Genomic DNA, 17,093 nt, shown 5'->3' with positions numbered 1-17,093 from the left:
GGGATGGGGTAGACGGAACGTCCCGCGCTATTGCCGGTCGGTCGTGTCAGGCGGCGCGCGGCACCCGGGCGCCTGGGTCGGACGCGAAAGAAAGAATTGCTCCCAACGCAATTCCCAGATAAGCCGCAAAAACGACGCGCCACATATTAGGCAGCAGGAATGTAATCGTGTGAGCCGGTGTCCAGAAAAAAATCAGGCATAGAAAAACGATTTTTGTCCATCTCGCGAAGCCTTGGGAGCGCATGTATTCGACAGGATTTTTTACGCCCTCCTCGATCATTCGATCGGTAATAAAATGTGTCAGCATCATGAAGAAGCCGTATCCTGAAAAAACATTCATCCAGGCGCTGATTACGAATGCAGTAATCGCGCTGGAGGGAGAGGTCGTGCCGACAAGCCAGCGGACGCCTGAATCAAGAATCATGAACGACGTCGCAATCCACACGCCGAAGCAACCCCAGATAAGAGCACGTAGAATCAGGTGATCAGGTATCCATACGCCTTGTGTTATTCGCTTTTTAAGACATTCGCCAAATGTAGCGAGAAGGAAAAATTTTACATAAGCGAGAATAAACGGGTGATCGTGTACGTTTTGGACGAGATAGATCACCAGCCATGTAACCAACGCCAGATACAAAACGGCAAGCAGGTCATGCGCCTGCAATCCCATGCCTCGTCGTGGCGCAAGAGTATGCTGTAGATTTTCAGACATTGAAGGCCGCCTTTTTCTTTTTATTCAGCGTGACTTCGCCCGTGTTCAGGCAGAAAAACTTATCCGAGTCTCCTGACAGATGTTCGGGCGTGGAGTCGTCGCCCTATCGTCTCGTCCCGGAGTTTAGGGTAATTTGATTATCATGTTAACTAAAAAAATGAACGTTAAGCAACCTCACGTAAGCGTGTTCTCTGAGGCGGCCGCCAATGGCCCGATTTTGGCGTTCTCCGCCCATCGCCGCCTCCACTCTCGTGGAGAAAAACCGCACGAGGTATGAAAGAAGCGGGAAAAATAAGCGGCGTCCGGAATTCCGATTTCCGCTGCTATCGCTTCTATGGGGCGAATCGTAAACGCGAGAAGTCGCTTGCTCTCAAGTAGTCTGCGATCAATGATCAACCGTTTGAGACTTTGCCCAAATGCGATCTGCGCCGCATTGTTGATCTGATAAGGCGTGAGAGCGAGCTCGTTTGCATAGTCGTTGACCGTCCAGGGCTCACGAAACCGCTCTTCGATTAAATATCTGATTCTGGCGGCGGCGCTGCTCTCATCGTGGCCCCCCGTCGCGTTGGTTAGCGAAACCGCCTCGCCAAAAACGGCGATTGCAATACCACGAATTACACTTTGAGAGGTTTGCGAAGCGCTCTTGTAACGCTCGTAACCGACCTGCATTAGCGAGGCCATGAGCGGCGTTGGTGGAGCGCCCTCAGGGGCGTGCAAAATTAACGGTAGTCTGGCTGCAGCACTCTTAAATAGAGAGTCAGAATCAGTGTAACTGTTGGCGAGCGAAAATACGATCGCGTCGGATACTGACGATACATCGAAACCGTGAACGACCCGTGCGGGAATAAAAAGAAACATGGGCGCTTGAAATTCGATAAGACGATCTTCAATGGCGTAAACGCCCGAGCCCGAGGTCCATAGGCATAATTGGAAGATCTGCTCGTGTCTGTGCGCCGGAACATGACCGTTATGGATCAATTTGCGATCCATAACCTTTTCGACGTGCACAAAACCGATGTCGTCAGTTTTCTGATCGACGCCGTATGTCAGGAAATTTGGAATGTCAGGTTTGTGGGGCATTTCGGAAAAGTCCAAGTTTTTCTTTTTTTTCTGCATTCTCGAACGATGACAGGGGACATACCATAAAAAGCAAGAATAATGACAAGGGACGTTCGAAAATGAGCGATGCAGCCGAGGTTCGCTTCTTGAAAGGCGGTAAGCCGAGTCAGGCGAAACGCCCCTTTACCGGTGCAGAATATCTCGAGTCGTTACGCGATGGCCGCAATGTCTATATCGACGGAAAGCGTATAGATGACGTCACTACGCATCCGGCGATGCGCAACTCAGCACGCTCGATAGCGCGCTTGTACGACGCGCTGCATGATGAACAGCAAAGTAAAATTCTGACCACCCCCACCGATACGGGCAATGGAGGGTTCACGCATAGAAGCTTTGTGTCCCCTAAATCGGTCGATGATCTTGTTGGTCAGCAGCAGGCGATTGCTGGCTGGGCCAGGATGACCTTTGGATGGATGGGGCGGACGGCGGATTACAAGGCTGCTTTGACCAATACTCTGGGGGTCAACGCGGAATGGTATGGTCCCTTCGCCGACAACGCCCGCTCATGGTATGCAAAAACGCAGGAACAAGTTCTTTTCCTTAATCACGCGATTGTAAATCCGCCGATCGACAGGCACAAGCCCGCTGAAGAGGTTAAGGATGTCTTCGTCCATATAACGAAGGAGACAGACGCAGGCATCTATGTCTCCGGAGCGAAGGTCGTCGCAACGTCGTCGGCTTTGACTCACTATAACCTGCTCGCCCAGAGTTCAGCGACAGTCACGGAAGATCCTTCAATGTCGGTCACGTTCATCGCTCCGATGAACGCGCCGGGTATAAAGATGATCTGTCGTACTTCTTACGAAGAAACGGCAAACAGGGTGTCCTCGCCCTTCGATTACCCGCTGTCGTCACGTTTTGACGAAAATGACGCCATTCTCGTGCTCGATAACGTGTTCGTGCCATGGGAGGACGTCCTGATCCTCCGGGATGCGAAGAAGATTCTTTCTTTCCCGATCGGCTCGGGCTTCATGCAGGGGTATTGCTTCCAGGGATGCACGCGTTTCGCGGTTAAGCTGGACTTTTTGGCGGGTGTGCTTGCGAAGGCGCTTCGCTGCACGGGGGGCGACGCCTTCCGGGGCAATCAGGCGGCGTTGGGGGAAGTCATCGGACTGCGTCACCTGTTCTGGTCGCTCTCCAATGCGATGGCGCGAGCGCCGCAGCAGTGGCACAACGGAGCGGTACTGCCCAACCTCGAAGCTGCCCTGACCTACCGGGCCTTCATGTCGGACGCATACCCGCGAGTCATCGACCTGGTGCGCCGTTGCGTGGCGTCCGGGCTTATCTATCTTCCATCTTCCGTAAAGGATTTCTCGAACCCGGAAATCGATGGATATCTCGCCCAGTATGTGCGCGGATCAAACGGAATCAGCCACAAGGAGCGAATCAAGGTAATGAAGCTCCTGTGGGATGCGACAGGCACGGAATTTGGTGGCCGCCACGCCCTCTACGAGCTGAACTACGCGGGAAGTCCCGAAGATGTCCGTTTACAGATACTGAAGGGAGCGGAACGCGGATCGGTGTTGCGCCAAATGGAGGAACTCGTCGACATCTGTATGAGTGATTACGACGAAAACGGCTGGACTGGCGAAACGTGGCTACAACCGGTAGGGGCTGGGGGAAGCGTGCAATGAATACCGCTCATGAACAGCAACGCGCGACGTCCGGCGTCGGGTCCGCGCAGCTCGAGTTTCGCGCGGCGATGGCGAGAGTCGGCGCCTCGGTGAACGTCATTACCTCGGCCGGAAGCGCAGGGCGCGGCGGCTTCACTGCGACGGCCATGTGCTCCGTGAGCGACGATCCGCCGACGCTGCTTGTCTGCATGAACAGACGGTCTGCCCAGTGCGATCTGTTTCTCCAGAATAAAGTGTTCTGTGTGAACGTGCTCGGCCACGAACATGTCGATCTTGCCGGTTATTTCGCGGGCAAGGTGGTGGACATGGAAGAGCGCTATGCGTCAGGTGTGTGGGAGAAACTGCCCTCGGGCAATTTTGCTCTAACGGGTGCGATCGCGTCTTTCGACTGCAAAATCGCGGCGCATCACGTCGTCGGCACGCACTACGTGATATTCGGCGAGGTTCAGGACATTCGTTGCTCAGCGGTAGGCCATCCGCTTCTTTACCTGGATCGAGCTTTCGTTGGCGCGACGGCGGGCGTCGCGCCGCATTGACCATACCTTAAAACTGAGCCAGTTCGTCGAGAAGGCTCAGGAGCAGATTGATTTTATCCCTACCAAAATACGCCTCTATTTCTTTGTAAACCTTGATTCTGTCGGGAGAGATTTTGCGAAATGCCTCTTCTCCGGGCGTCGTCAGCGTGAAGAGATAACGTCGACGGTCTGATGAAGACTGCACGCGTGTCACCAAATCGCGGGTTTCCAGATTAGCAAGGATGCGCGTCAGGCTGGGGGGGAGGATAAACGCCTTTTCCGCGAGTTGGGCGGCGTCAAGCGTCGAATGCTCGTTCAGAAGTCGAATAACGCGCCATTGCTGGGACGTGAAATCGTGCTCGGCCAGCATGGGGCGAAAGCGGGACATAAGGGCTTCTCGGGCTCTGAGGAGCGCGATCGGCATGGCTTTGGTCGCTTCGTGAGGTAACTCGGAGGCTGGATTGGATGCGGGGGGCTTTGTGTCGCGCATGGCCGACGGGCGCTTCAGGGGGGGCATGCTTAGCCTTCGGCAGGGGACGTTCTGGAGAGAGTATCACGAACTTTAAAATGAGGAAGCGTAACGTGAATGTGAGGACACGAATAGCTCGTTTGATTGTTATAAGGTTAACAAGTTAATTAAATTGTCTCGAAAACGGAGAATTTTCCGTGCCGCACCTCTCTATCGAGTATTCCGCGAACCTGAGGGATAGCGTGGATCTGACGACGCTGTGTGTCCGATTGCGAGACGCGATCCTGGAGACAGGTTTGTTCGAAGTAGGAGCGGTCCGCGTTCGAGCGTTCGAGGCGTCGGCGTGGGCAGTAGCGGATATGCTTCCAGAAAACGCGTTCATCGATATGTCTTTCCGAATCGGAGAAGGTAGAACGTTCGACGAAAAGAGACGTGCAGGTGAAGCAATTTTCTCTACTGCCGCTATGGTGACGGAAAGTCTCCTGGAAAGACCCAACTTCGCCCTCTCTCTGGAGATTCGAGAAATAGATTCTCGATTAAGCTGGAAAAAAAATTCAATGCACGGCCGCCTTCGTTAAGAAGACAGCGTGGCAAAAAGCCAAAAAGTAAAAATAAGTAGAGCAGGAGATCGGGTATGGCGACGTTTCAAGAAAACATCCAAAAAGCAGAGAAGTATATATCCTATATTCGGGAAACGGGCGTCCTGAACCATATAGGGGGGCAGGAACGCTCCTCTATCGGCGGCGAGTTTTTTGAAACAATTTCTCCAATCGATCTCAAACCGCTTGCCTCCGTTGCAAGGGGCGATGAACGAGACATCGATCTGGCGGCAAAGGCTGCGAAAGCGGCACAACCCGGCTGGACCGCATTAAGCGGGGCGAAACGGCGAGAAATCCTGCATGCTATAGCTAATGCTATTGAAGCTCGTGCGGAAGAAATAGCATTTCTGGAGTGTCTGGATACTGGCCAGTCTTTGCGGTTTATGTCCAAGGCGGCTTTGCGTGGCGCCGAAAATTTTCGGTACTTCGCGGACAAGGCCCCCGCCGCCCGAAACGGATTGTCGCTTCCGACCTCGGGACAGGCGAATGTGACGACGCGGACTCCGGTCGGGCCGGTTGGCGTCATTACGCCGTGGAATACACCCTTCATGCTTTCGACATGGAAGATCGCGCCTGCGTTGGCTGCCGGATGCACCGTCGTTCACAAGCCAGCCGAATTTTCGCCGATCACTGCGTCACTTTTGCTGCGAATCGCTGAAGACGCCGGGTTGCCTCCGGGCGTGTGGAATCTTGTAAACGGCTTTGGAGAAGATGCTGGAGCCGAACTGACGCGTCATCCAGACATCAAGGCTATAGCTTTTGTCGGAGAAAGCGGCACCGGTTCGCTGATCATGAAGCAAGCAGCGGATACGCTGAAGCGTTTTCATTTCGAATTGGGAGGAAAAAATCCGATCATAGTCTTCGCTGACGCGGATCTCGAAAGAGCGGCGGACGCCGCGTTGTTCATGATTTACTCTCTCAACGGGGAACGGTGCACGTCATCATCGCGCCTCCTCGTTGAAGCAAGCATTTACGACAGGTTCACGGCCACTCTGGCCGAACGCGCGAGGAATATAAAAGTAGGGCACCCGCTCGATCCCGCGACTGTCGTGGGACCCCTTATTCATCCCGTTCATGAGAAGAAAGTTCTTGAATATATAGAGATCGGGAAAACGGAAGGCGCGACTGTCGCCGCGGGAGGCGAGAAATTCCCTGGCCCTGGTGGCGGATGTTACGTCGCTCCCACACTTTTCACAAATGCGACGAACGACATGCGCATTGCGCAAGAAGAGATTTTTGGCCCTGTGCTGACCGCGATTCCCTTCGCGTCAGAAGATGAGGCTGTTCGCATTGCGAATGGCACCCAGTACGGCTTGGCCGCATACCTTTGGACTTCGGATGTCACAAGGTCGTTTCGTGTGTCGGAAAAATTGGAAGCGGGCATGATCTGGGTGAATTCTGAGAATGTAAGGCATCTCGATACCCCGTTTGGTGGTGTCAAGGCATCCGGCATCGGCCGTGACGGCGGAGACTGGTCATTCGACTTTTACATGGAAACTAAAAATGTTTCCTTCGCCACAACCGAACACGCCATCCCCCGCCTCGGATAACGTCTCCTTCGCGGAAAGTAAGAAGAACAACATGTCGGCACGCGAGGGCCGACTCTTCAGGAAGCAAGATGATGGCACTAGAACCGTTCAATTTATATCCTGACTTTAATATCGTTCGTCTTAGTCACGTGGATTTTTCAGTGACTGATCTTGCTCGGAGTCGTGCTTTCTACGCGGACACTCTGGGGTTGCAGATCACGGACGAAGACAGTGAACATGTCTACTTCCGGGCTATGGAGGAGCGGGGACACCATTGCATGGTCCTCACAAAAAGCGACGTGGCCGAGGTCAGGTCCCTGTCATTCAAGGTTTTTTCGGAAGTGGATCTGGATAAGGCCGCTGAATATTTTCGCGCATTGGAGCACTCGGTAGAGTGGGTCGACAGGCCGTATCAAGGTCGCACGTTCCGTACGCACGACAACGCCGGAATCCCGCTGGAGTTCTATTTCAAGATGGATCGGCTGGCGCCTATCCATCAAAAATATGCTCTCTATCACGGGGTGAAACCGCTGCGCATAGATCACTTCAATTGTTTCTCGAGCGATGTCGACAAATCCGTTTCATTTTACAATAAAATAGGTTTCAGGACCACGGAATACACGGAAGACGAAGAGTCTGGTCGGTTGTGGGCGGCGTGGATGCATCGGAAAGGTGGCGTTCATGACATGGCCTTTACCTGTGGCAGGGGGCCACGGTTGCATCACACGGCATTCTGGGTTCCAACTCCTCTCAATATCATCGATCTGCTCGACCTTATGGCTACAACTGGCTATGTCGCGAATATTGAACGTGGCCCCGGCCGGCACGGTATATCTAACGCCTTCTTTCTATATGTCCTTGATCCAGACGGTCACCGGATTGAAATTTACTGTTCAGATTATCAGACGGTAGATCCGGACAACGAACCCATTCGTTGGAATCTGAAAGACCCCCAGAGGCAGACGCTTTGGGGGGCTCCGGCTCCCCGGTCGTGGTTCGAGCACGGTAGCTTGTTTTCGGGCGTTGACGCCGAGGAGCCGGTTGTGACTGCGAGTCCGATCATCGCCCCGTAATTAGGATAACGGCTATGGAATTGCGGGATCCTTCTCTGCTGCGTGAAGCGGCTCTGGTTGCCGGACAGTGGATTGAATCGCTCCCTAAATCCGGCCGCACAATTTTCAACCCTGCTACGGGGGATGCAATAGGGTGCGTTCCCGAGATCAGCGACGTTCAGGTACAGGAAGCTATAGATGCTGCGGTGATCGCTCAACGCGCATGGGCCCACGTTACGGCGGGCCAGCGCGCCGAGATATTGCGGCGCTGGCATCAATTGATTCTTGATAACAAAGACGACCTTGCGCTGATTATGACTCTGGAGCAGGGAAAGCCTTTGGCTGAAGCTGTCGGAGAGATCCAATATAGCGCCAGCTACGTCCTATGGTTCGCAGAGGAAGCCCGCAGGCTTTACGGAGAAATAATCCCCGGTCATCAGGAGGACAAACGCCTTCTGGTCATCAGGCAGCCTGTCGGTGTCGTGGCCGCTATTACGCCCTGGAATTTTCCCAGCGCGATGATCACGCGCAAAGTGGCGCCCGCTCTCGCGGCAGGGTGCGCAGTCGTGCTGAAGCCTGCAGAGCAGACGCCGTTTTCAGCAATCGCGCTCGCTATTCTCGCGGAGCGCGCGGGACTTCCGGCAGCGCTGTTGAGCGTCGTCACGGGAAATGCGACCGAGATTGGCGGGATTATGACGTCCAGCCCGAAAATTCGAAAACTGACCTTTACGGGATCTACTGCGGTTGGGGCTCTGCTTTATGGACAATGCGCGCCGACAATAAAAAAGCTGAGTCTAGAGCTTGGAGGCAACGCTCCCTTTATTGTTTTTGACGACGCGGACCTAAATGTAGCGGTTGAGGCAGCCATGTTGGCAAAATTTCGTAATAATGGGCAAACATGTGTTTGTGCTAATAGAATATACGTTCAAGAAAATATTTATAACAAATTTTCTGAAGCTTTCAGTGAAAGAGTTCAAGAACTTTCCGTCGGAAATGGTCTGGACCCGGCTGTGTTGCTTGGGCCGCTTATAGACGAAAGGGCCTTGGTGAAAGTGGAGGAGCACATCGCTGACGCTTGCAACAACGGAGCTAAAGTTCTTGTTGGTGGGGAGCGACACGAAAAAGGCGGACTGTTTTTCGAACCCACGGTTCTTGGGGACGTCACGGGCCAGATGCGGATTACGCATGAGGAAACTTTTGGGCCGGTGGCGCCGCTGATCCGGTTCGAAACAGAGGACGAGGCGATTTCGGCTGCCAACGATACTGAATTCGGGCTGGCTGCCTATTTCTGTACTAATAATGCGGCTCGTATTTTCCGCGTGAGCGAGGCGCTTGAGTGTGGAATCGTTGGTGTAAATACGGGCGCCGTGTCTACGGCGGAAGCTCCCTTTGGCGGCCGTGGCATGTCTGGTATCGGGCGTGAAGGCTCACGTCATGGAATCGAAGATTACACAGAATTAAAATATATCTGCGTCGGATCTGTTGTTTGAGGCAGGGGGAGGGGAAAGTGACCGCTAGATTAATAACATTCTCGGCCGGTGGTGAAGTCCGATACGGGCTGTGGCGTCCCGAGGGAATTACGGATCTCTTCGCTGTGTTCGGGGAGCGCTGGTCGGATCTCAGGGGAGTGATAGAAGCAGGAGCACTGACGGAGATCGTCGAAACTGCTCCAGATCGAATTGATTTTCAGGAATCGGAAATTGAATTTTTGATTCCCATAACAAATCCGGAGAAAATTATTTGCGTGGGAGTGAATTTTCCGGATCGTAACGAAGAATACAAGGACGGACAAACTGCCCCAAAAAACCCATCCTTGTTTATTAGATTCCCGCGGAGTTTTGTTGGTCACAAGCAGGCTCTGCGACGCCCGCCTGAATCGCCTCAGCTTGATTACGAGGGCGAGATTGTCGTGGTCATCGGCAAGGCGGGACGTCGAATCTCGGAGGATAAGGCGCTCGAGCATATTGCCGCGTTGAGCCTTTGCAACGAAGGCACTATTCGCGATTGGGTAAGGCACGCCAAGTTCAACGTCACACAAGGAAAGAACTTTGATGGCACGGGCTCTATTGGACCGTGGCTCGTCCCCTTCGTTTCTGAAGAGCAGATCCGCGATGCGGAACTGATAACGCGCGTGAACGGGGAAATCCGACAGCACGATAGAACAGGTCGGATGATTTTTTCATTCCGTAAGATAATTTCCTATATTTCCACGTTTACGACACTTGTTCCTGGAGATGTTATCGTCACCGGGACGCCGACAGGCGCCGGCGCGCGTCTGGAACCGCCTGTGTGGTTGAAACCCGGAGATGTTGTGGAAGTTGAAGCTACCGGAATCGGTCGTCTGGAAAACTCCATTGCGGATGAGGAATAGGGAGGCGACATGCTGACATCGGAGCAGATATTGTCGGCCGCTGAGGCTCTGGATGAAGCGGAACGTACAAGAAAGCAGATGGGGTTGCTTTCCCTGAAATATCCGGACGCTGCTCTTGATGATGCGTATGCGATTCAAGACGCTTGGATAAGAAAAAAAATTCTGGCGGGCCGAAGAGTCATCGGCTGGAAGATAGGCCTCACGTCCCGGGCGATGCAGTACGCCCTTGGAATTGATACGCCGGACTCGGGCGTACTTTTTGACGATATGCTGTTTGAAGATGGCGCGAGCATCCCCGCGAGGCGCTTTATCCAGCCGCGAATTGAAGCGGAACTTGCTTTTGTCTTCAAACAGGATTTGACGGGTGACGCAATTGCTTCTTTCGATGTGCTCGCTGCGACGGACTATGTGGTCCCTGCACTGGAAATTCTCGATACACGGATATTGCGTGTCGATCCCGCCACAAAGATCGCGCGCTCCATTATAGACACTGTGTCAGATAACGCGGCGAACGCGGGCATTGTGCTCGGCGGGAGTCGGCATCACGTCGATGATTTCGATATGCGATGGGCGGGAGCTATAGTTTCTCGTAATGCGGTGGTGGAGGAAACTGGACTTGGCGCCGGTGTCCTCAACCATCCGGCGCGTGGCATTGCGTGGCTTGCGGCGCGCCTGAAACAGTATGGCGGCAAGATCGAGGCGGGTCAGGTCGTGCTTTCCGGCTCCTTCATACGGCCGGTCGAAGCCAGGCCAGGCGACACCATAGTCGCTGATTACGGGAAGCTTGGAACCATAAGCTGCTTTTTTGAAAGGAACGCGTAAAGCCATGCCTGCTCCCTCAAACGCCTTCAAGGCGTCTCTAGGGGGGGATAAGCCCCTCATCGGACTCTGGCTTGCGTTGGCGGATGCCTATACGGCGGAAATCTGTGCTGGAGCTGGTTATGACTGGCTTCTTGTGGACGGCGAACACGCTCCTAACGATATTCGCAGCATCATGCGGCAACTGCAGGCCATGGCGGCGGGGCGTGGACAGGCCGTCGTGCGCCCTGTGGCGCCTGAAACATGGATGATAAAGCAGATACTCGATGCGGGCGCGCAGACGATCCTCGTGCCTATGATTGAATCGGCCGAGCAGGCGGCGGAAATGGTGCGCGCCGTGCGATATGCTCCTGCAGGGAAACGCGGTGTAGGCGCCGCGTTGGCGAGAGCGTCGTCGTTCAATCGGATTCCGGATTATCTGCAAACGGCAGACGAAGAAATTTGTCTGCTATTGCAGGTGGAAAGCCGCGCGGGCCTTGCCGCGCTTGACGATATACTCAAAGTCGATGGGGTTGATGGGGTCTTTATCGGCCCGGCAGATTTGGCGGCCGATCTTGGGCATCGCGGAAATCCGGGACATGTCGATGTTCAGCGTCATGTCGAGGCCGCGCTCCACACCATTATCGACGCAGGAAAGCCTGCTGGCATCCTGTCAAGCAATCTGTCTCTGTCGCGCCGCTATGTCGAGATGGGTGCACGGTTCGTGGCGATCGGAAGTGACGTGGGGATACTTGCGGGCGGCACGCAGAGACTATGCGAGGATTTTCGTAAAAGCGTCCTGAACACACCCTGATTCCCGACCTTCTCCGGGAAGGTCGCCAGGCATCGCAGTGGGGCGCGAGCGGGTCCTGTGTGACGCCCTGATCCCGACGCTGCTACAATACATACTCCTGGCGGGCGTCAGGGCCTGCTCTGCGGCCAATAGCGGCTCCAAACCATATCACTTGATGAAACAATCATCCCAAATCGTGGGCTGCCCGCCAGCCAGATTCTGCCAGATCAGCCTACTCGCCAGGATGGTCCGTGCTCCGCGAGCCACCGTCGCAGAGCGAGTATGGCCGAGAGGTCTGGCGCCAACGCGGCATAGACGGAAGCGTCGTCAGTACCCGCTATCAAGCGACCGCCATCATTTTTTGCCATCGCAGCGGCTTCAGGCAGGGCGGCCGCCAGTGTTGCGGCGTGCCTCCAACGTGCGGCCTGGGCGGGCGGCGTGAGCATGGGCAGCACGAGCGCCATGTCGATGCAGGCGGCTGCAGCAGTGGCTTTGAATGCGGGGTACAGCGGGTGCGTGGGTGCGCGACCTCGCAACGCCTCATAGCGGGTGGTGAAATCCTGGGCGACGGAGACGCTCGGATCAACAGTCGGCGTGGTGGCGAAAAGTGGTTCGAAACCCTCCGCGGCCAAGCTCTGTAATAAGTCAGGGCGGGCGGAGTCAGCGGGGAGTTGTACTACGTCGACCTCGCCGCGGCGCAGAGCGCCTATCGCTGCATCTGCTCCGCCGAAGCCGCTGATCGGAATCACCCGCATCGACAGGATCGTCAGCGCGAGCATGGTCGGCAATTCCAGTCCGTTCGGCGCGGAAACTGCCACCCGAACAGGGCGATCCTTCAGCATGGTGCGTAAGCTGCGCCGGAAGTCCACGCGTCCGACGGCAATAGGGGCGCTGACGCTGAGCAGCACGGGTAGCCAGCGTTGATAGTCGAAATGCACGCGCGGATCGCCGGCCTGGGCGGCGAGGATGGCCGCGCCCGGCGCCAGAAGCGCGCTGCCGCTCTCGTCTGCGGACGCAAGTGAGTCAAACAGGTTCGCTCCCGTCACGCCGTCCTGGCCGCCGGTCTTTCGCAAGACGATCGGGGAGTCGGTGGAGAGTGTTTCCGAAAAACTCGAGGCGATCAGCGGCGCCCAGCGTGCCGGGGCTGCGTTTCCAGCCACGATAAAGGTCGGCGTGCCGATCGCGGTGGCGGCTGTGATCTGCGCTACTGTCTCGATGTTGGGGCGTGCGAATTGCGCGCGCTGAAGCGTCGCGGCATGCAGAAGGCCGCAGCGGGCGGCAGCCAACGTCCCGACGCCGACGCCGACAGTTTTCAGGACCTCGCGGCGGCCCGAGACGTTCAGCGGCGGCTTTCGCTCGCGACGTCGTGGGGCTTTGCTCCCGTCTTCAGTTACGTCGTGATCGGCCTCAGGCACGTGACTCCAGACTCCCTTCATCGCTTTATCAGTTCAAACGACCGACCTTACAACCAGGTTAAAGCGTGTCTGCGGCAAAATCAGGGCCATTTCACCTCCGGCGGCAGGCTCATCAGGATGGCTTCTGTGTTGCCGTTGGTCCGAAGCCCGAACAGCGTGCCCCGGTCGTGCAGTAGGTTGAACTCGACATAGCGCCCGCGCCGGATCAGCTGCGCTTCGCGCTGTTCGGGCGTCCAGGGTTCCAACATGCGGGCGCGGACAACCTCGGGATAGGTTTCCAAAAAGGCAAGCCCGACGTCGCGCGTAAAGGCGAAGTCGCGCCTTGCGTCGCCGCTGCGCAGGTGGTCGTAGAAAATTCCGCCCAGCCCGCGCGGTTCCATGCGATGCGGCAGATAGAAATACTTGTCACACCACGCCTTGAAGCGCGGATAGTACTCCGGGTCGTGGCGGTCGCACGCGGTTTCGAACCCTTTGTGAAAGCGGGCGGCGTCGTCCTGCGCTTCTGCGCTTTCGGGAAACATGGGGGTGATGTCGCCGCCGCCGCCGAACCAGCCTTCAGTAGTGACGATCATGCGTGTGTTGAAATGCGCGGCGGGAACCAGGGGGCTGCTCATATGTGCGACGAGGCTGATCCCCGTGGCGAAGAAGCGCGGGTCTTCGGCGGCGCCGGGAATGGTCTTGCGGAACTCGGGGCTGAATTCGCCCTGCACGGTCGACACATTGACGCCGACCTTCTCGAACACCCGCCCGCGCATCAGACTCATCACGCCGCCGCCGCCATGCCCGCCGCTTTCATCCTCACGCGACCAGCTTTTTCGCTCGAAGCGTCCGGCGGCCTCCCGGCCCGGCAGGGTCTGCGTCCCGCGTTCTACCGCGTCCTGTTCGATCGCTTCGAACGCGTCGCAGATCCGATCGCGCAGCGTTTCGAACCAGCTCCGGGCCTCGGCCTTCATCGCCTCATGCGTCGCGCCGATGTTCTCTGACTGTTCCATATCGGGGCCTCCGCCTGTTTGCTCGCCCGGTCGCACGCGCTGAGTTCATGCGGCGTCGCCAGTCGCGCAAGACGGGTGCGCCATCCAGCCGATCATTGCAAGGTCGGCCTCATTGCAAGAGTGGCGGCTCGGTCGTTAAACAGGCGCGCGGGCTCTGGTCGCGCAACCGATTTCCGGTTTTTCGACTTCGAGAGGGAATGCGCATGGCGACGGCGCCTTCAGACCACGACACCGACTGCTCCGAAGGCTGTCCGGCGGGCGCGCTTGGCTGGATCGACGCCCGACTCCCGGTGGTCGGCGCCTTTAAGCGCGAATACGTGCGTTTCCCGATGCCGCGTTCCCTCAACGCATTGTGGACGGTCGGCGCGATGCTGACGGTGGCGCTGGCGTTGATGCTGTTGTCCGGTCTGGCGCTGGCCCTGCACTATACGCCCAGCGCCACGGCCGCTTTCGCTTCAATTGAGGAGATCGAGCGGCGCGTCCCCGGCGGCTGGCTTTTGCGCTCGATGCATATGACCGGCGCCAGCCTGTTCGTCGGCGCGCTGTATCTGCACTTGTTCAGGGGTCTTTATTACGGCTCCTACAAGGCGCCGCGTGAATTGCTCTGGCTGGTCGGCATGACGCTGTTCGCCATGGTGCTTGTCAACGCTTTCGCTGGTTACGTGTTGCCGTGGGGGCAGATGTCCTACTGGGGCGCCGACGTCGCCGGGAAGGCGATCGCCGCAGTCCCGGGCGTGGGGCCTGTCCTGGAGCGCATGTTCCTCGGCGGCGATCATCCAGGCGACGGGACTTTGCATCGTCTGTTCGTTCTGCATTTCACGCTCGCGTTCGCGGTGCTGGGCGTCGTCGCGCTGCATATCGCGGCGCTACATGTCTACGGGCCGGGGACGCCGAGCGGTCGTCCGTCAGTTGGCCCAGACGAAACGCTCCCATTCCATCCGTACTTCACCGCCAAGGACGGGCTGGCGCTGGTCGTCTTCGCGCTGGCGCTCGCAGCGGTGATGTTCTTTTTGCCAGATCTGATCGTCGAACCGGCTAATTATCGTCCAGCCAATCCGATGCGCACGCCGCCCAATATCGAGCCCGAATGGTACCTGCTGCCGTTCTATGGCGTCCTGCAGTCGGTGCCGTCCAAACTGGGCGGGCTGCTGGCGTCGGTCGGCTCCATTCTCGTGCTCTTCGCAGCGCCATGGCTTGATGTGTCGCCGGTCCGCTCCGCCCGCGAGCGTCCGTTCTATCGGGCCGGGATGGCTGCGCTGGTCGTGTCTTTCATTCTGCTGGGCATGGCTGGCGCACGGCATGTTCAGGGTGTGTGGTTGTATGTCGGGCAGGCGGCCACGCTCTATTACTTCGTGCATTTTATTGTTCTCATGCCGTTGATCTCGCGTCGCGAGATCGCGATGGCGAAGCGCGCGCCATGAACCGACCGTCCCTTCTGCGGGGTGTGGCGAGCGCCGCCATCGTCGCAGCGCTCCTGTCTCCGGCGTCGTCTCTCGCCGCCAAGGGCGACCATGACCCTACGCCGAAACGGGCGTGGAGCTTCGACGGACCGCTCGGCCATTTCGACCTCGCCAGCGTTCAGCGCGGCTACGCCGTCTACGCACAGGTCTGCTCCAACTGCCACGGGATGGAGCATGTCCATTTCGGCGATCTTCGCGGGATGGGCCTGAACGACCATCAGGCTGAGGCCGTCGCGGAGAGCCATACGGTTCCAGACGGCGTGGAAGGAAAAACACGCCCTGCGACGCTGGATGATGCTTTCCCTACGCCGCCTGTGGCGCAGGGCCTGACGCCGGGCGCGGTCATCCCGCCCGATCAATCGCGGCTGGCGCTCGTCTATCCCGGCGGCCCTGATCGTATCTACGCCCTGTTGACCGGCTATGGGCCGCCGCCTGCGGGCGTGACGGAGGCCAAGGATACGTTCTACAACCGCTTCGCTTTGGGGCGGACCATCGCCATGCCGCCGCCGCTACATGACGGCTCGGTGGTCTATGCCGACGGCACGCAGGCGACGCTGGATCAGGAAGCTCGGGACGTCACGACCTTTCTGGCGTGGGTCGCCCAGCCCCATCTTGACGAGAGACGCCGCGTCGGCGTGCGCGTGACGCTTTACCTGCTGTTCCTCGGTTGCCTTCTTTTCATTCTTAAACGGAGAGTCTGGTCCAATGTCCACTAACGCTACGCAGAGCGTGAGCCCCGTCATAGGCGTCATCGGAGGGTCAGGCCTCTATGACATCGCCGGGCTCGAGAACAAGGAGTGGCGCAAGGTTGAGACGCCCTGGGGCGCGCCATCCGACGAATTGCTGTTCGGCACGCTGGACGGCGTGCGCTGCGTGTTCCTGCCGCGGCACGGCCGGGGCCATCCGCTGCCCCCTTCGCACGTGAACTACCGCGCCAATGTCGCGGCGATGAAGATCGCGGGCGTCACCGATATTATCTCGCTTTCCGCCGTCGGCTCGCTGCGCGAGGATTTACCGCCGGGGCATTTCGTCATTGTCGATCAGTTCATCGACCGCAGCTTCGCCCGCGAGAAGAGCTTCTTCGACACGGGGTGCGTCGCGCATGTGTCCGTGGCTGACCCGGTCTGCCCGCGCATAGGCGACGTGGCGCAGGCGAAACTGGCTGAACTGGGCGTTCCGCATACGCGCGGGGGCACGTATCTGGTGATGGAAGGACCTCAGTTCTCCACCCGCGCCGAGAGTGAACTGTATCGGAGCTGGGGTTGCGCCGTGATCGGCATGACCAACATGCCGGAGGCCAAGCTCGCCCGAGAGGCTGAGATTTGCTACGCGACAGTCGCCATGGTGACGGATTACGACTGCTGGCACGACGGCCACGACAGCGTGACGGTCGACGCCGTGGTCAAGGTCATGCACGACAATGCCGATCACGCGCGCTCTCTCGTGAAGGCTATGATCCCGGAACTCGGCAAGGCGCGTGGCCTGTGTCCGGCTGGCTGTGACCGGGCGCTGGAGCATGCTCTGATCACGGCGCCGTCGCACCGCGACCCCGCCCTGCTGAGCAAGCTGGAAGTCGTCGCTGGCCGAGTGCTTCGGAAGCATTGATCTAACGGGCCTGCGTGGTCCGCAAGCGCG

17 protein-coding genes are annotated in these 17,093 nt (G+C 57.4%); 12 read left to right on the top strand and 5 right to left on the bottom strand.

From position 1 onward, the window contains the following. Positions 1-46: 46 nt before the first annotated feature. Both HK28_RS07050 and HK28_RS07045 read right to left on the bottom strand, forming a co-directional pair. Entirely contained in the window at positions 47-712 is a 666-nt protein-coding gene (locus HK28_RS07050; RefSeq protein ID WP_143217353.1) for a hypothetical protein, read from the bottom strand. Between the two features lie 174 nt (positions 713-886). Beyond that, positions 887-1,828 (bottom strand): helix-turn-helix domain-containing protein, encoded by a 942-nt coding sequence (locus tag HK28_RS07045; RefSeq protein WP_086643897.1) that lies wholly within the window; start codon positions 1,826-1,828, stop codon positions 887-889. Between the two features lie 62 nt (positions 1,829-1,890). Here HK28_RS07045 and HK28_RS07040 point away from each other — a divergent pair, with 62 nt between their 5' ends. Both HK28_RS07040 and HK28_RS07035 read left to right on the top strand, forming a co-directional pair. Beyond that, positions 1,891-3,465 carry a 4-hydroxyphenylacetate 3-hydroxylase N-terminal domain-containing protein gene (locus HK28_RS07040; RefSeq protein WP_086643896.1) on the top strand — a complete coding sequence of 525 codons (1,575 nt, stop codon included), beginning with the start codon at positions 1,891-1,893 and terminating at the stop codon, positions 3,463-3,465. Beyond that, a complete protein-coding gene (locus HK28_RS07035; protein ID WP_086643895.1) occupies positions 3,462-4,001 on the top strand; it encodes a flavin reductase in 540 nt (179 codons plus the stop codon). Before HK28_RS07040 ends, HK28_RS07035 begins: the two co-directional genes overlap by 4 nt. Before the next feature lie 7 nt (positions 4,002-4,008). Here the strand turns inward: HK28_RS07035 and hpaR are convergent, their stop codons facing one another. Next, on the bottom strand, positions 4,009-4,497 hold the full coding sequence (gene hpaR / locus HK28_RS07030; RefSeq protein ID WP_233140408.1) for a homoprotocatechuate degradation operon regulator HpaR: 489 nt from the start codon (positions 4,495-4,497) through the stop codon (positions 4,009-4,011). A gap of 149 nt (positions 4,498-4,646) precedes the next feature. Here hpaR and HK28_RS07025 point away from each other — a divergent pair, with 149 nt between their 5' ends. From HK28_RS07025 to hpaI, 7 genes are all read left to right on the top strand, one after another. Then, positions 4,647-5,027, top strand: coding sequence for a 5-carboxymethyl-2-hydroxymuconate Delta-isomerase (locus HK28_RS07025; RefSeq protein ID WP_086643893.1), 381 nt, complete (start codon positions 4,647-4,649; stop codon positions 5,025-5,027). A 56-nt stretch (positions 5,028-5,083) separates the two neighbouring features. Further along, complete coding sequence (gene hpaE, locus HK28_RS07020) at positions 5,084-6,598, top strand: 5-carboxymethyl-2-hydroxymuconate semialdehyde dehydrogenase (RefSeq protein WP_086643892.1); 1,515 nt, start codon at positions 5,084-5,086, stop codon at positions 6,596-6,598. Positions 6,599-6,666: 68 nt separating this feature from the next. Next, positions 6,667-7,650 (top strand): 3,4-dihydroxyphenylacetate 2,3-dioxygenase, encoded by a 984-nt coding sequence (hpaD, locus tag HK28_RS07015; protein WP_233140406.1) that lies wholly within the window; start codon positions 6,667-6,669, stop codon positions 7,648-7,650. Positions 7,651-7,664: 14 nt separating this feature from the next. Beyond that, a complete protein-coding gene (locus HK28_RS07010) occupies positions 7,665-9,119 on the top strand; it encodes an NAD-dependent succinate-semialdehyde dehydrogenase (RefSeq protein WP_086643890.1) in 1,455 nt (484 codons plus the stop codon). Positions 9,120-9,136: 17 nt separating this feature from the next. Beyond that, positions 9,137-10,000: a fumarylacetoacetate hydrolase family protein gene (locus tag HK28_RS07005; protein WP_086643889.1), complete on the top strand. Its 864-nt coding sequence runs from the start codon at positions 9,137-9,139 to the stop codon at positions 9,998-10,000. A gap of 9 nt (positions 10,001-10,009) precedes the next feature. Further along, complete coding sequence (gene hpaH / locus HK28_RS07000) at positions 10,010-10,822, top strand: 2-oxo-hept-4-ene-1,7-dioate hydratase (protein ID WP_086643888.1); 813 nt, start codon at positions 10,010-10,012, stop codon at positions 10,820-10,822. A gap of 4 nt (positions 10,823-10,826) precedes the next feature. Then, positions 10,827-11,612 carry a 4-hydroxy-2-oxoheptanedioate aldolase gene (gene hpaI / locus HK28_RS06995; RefSeq protein WP_086643887.1) on the top strand — a complete coding sequence of 262 codons (786 nt, stop codon included), beginning with the start codon at positions 10,827-10,829 and terminating at the stop codon, positions 11,610-11,612. Between the two features lie 206 nt (positions 11,613-11,818). On the opposite strand, the gene HK28_RS06990 is transcribed toward hpaI, so the two are convergent. Then, positions 11,819-13,006, bottom strand: a complete 1,188-nt coding sequence (locus HK28_RS06990; RefSeq protein ID WP_143217352.1) for a hypothetical protein — start codon at positions 13,004-13,006, stop codon at positions 11,819-11,821. Between the two features lie 80 nt (positions 13,007-13,086). Beyond that, positions 13,087-13,998, bottom strand: a complete 912-nt coding sequence (gene hemF, locus HK28_RS06985; protein ID WP_086643885.1) for an oxygen-dependent coproporphyrinogen oxidase — start codon at positions 13,996-13,998, stop codon at positions 13,087-13,089. A gap of 203 nt (positions 13,999-14,201) precedes the next feature. Here hemF and HK28_RS06980 point away from each other — a divergent pair, with 203 nt between their 5' ends. From HK28_RS06980 to HK28_RS06970, 3 genes are read left to right on the top strand one after another with little or no spacing between them, the layout of a single operon-like run. Then, positions 14,202-15,419: a cytochrome b N-terminal domain-containing protein gene (locus HK28_RS06980; protein ID WP_086643884.1), complete on the top strand. Its 1,218-nt coding sequence runs from the start codon at positions 14,202-14,204 to the stop codon at positions 15,417-15,419. Further along, entirely contained in the window at positions 15,416-16,174 is a 759-nt protein-coding gene (locus HK28_RS06975) for a cytochrome c1 (protein ID WP_086643883.1), read from the top strand. The genes HK28_RS06980 and HK28_RS06975 overlap by 4 nt, the downstream gene beginning before the upstream one ends. Next, on the top strand, positions 16,164-17,063 hold the full coding sequence (locus HK28_RS06970; protein WP_086643882.1) for an S-methyl-5'-thioadenosine phosphorylase: 900 nt from the start codon (positions 16,164-16,166) through the stop codon (positions 17,061-17,063). Before HK28_RS06975 ends, HK28_RS06970 begins: the two co-directional genes overlap by 11 nt. The last annotated feature ends 30 nt before the right edge of the window (positions 17,064-17,093 follow it).

The organism is Acetobacter sp. DsW_063 (assembly GCF_002153745.1).
Classification (GTDB): Bacteria; Pseudomonadota; Alphaproteobacteria; order Acetobacterales; family Acetobacteraceae; genus Acetobacter.
Note: the sequence above shows the minus strand (reverse complement) of the source record. Positions and strands in the feature narration are given on the sequence as shown.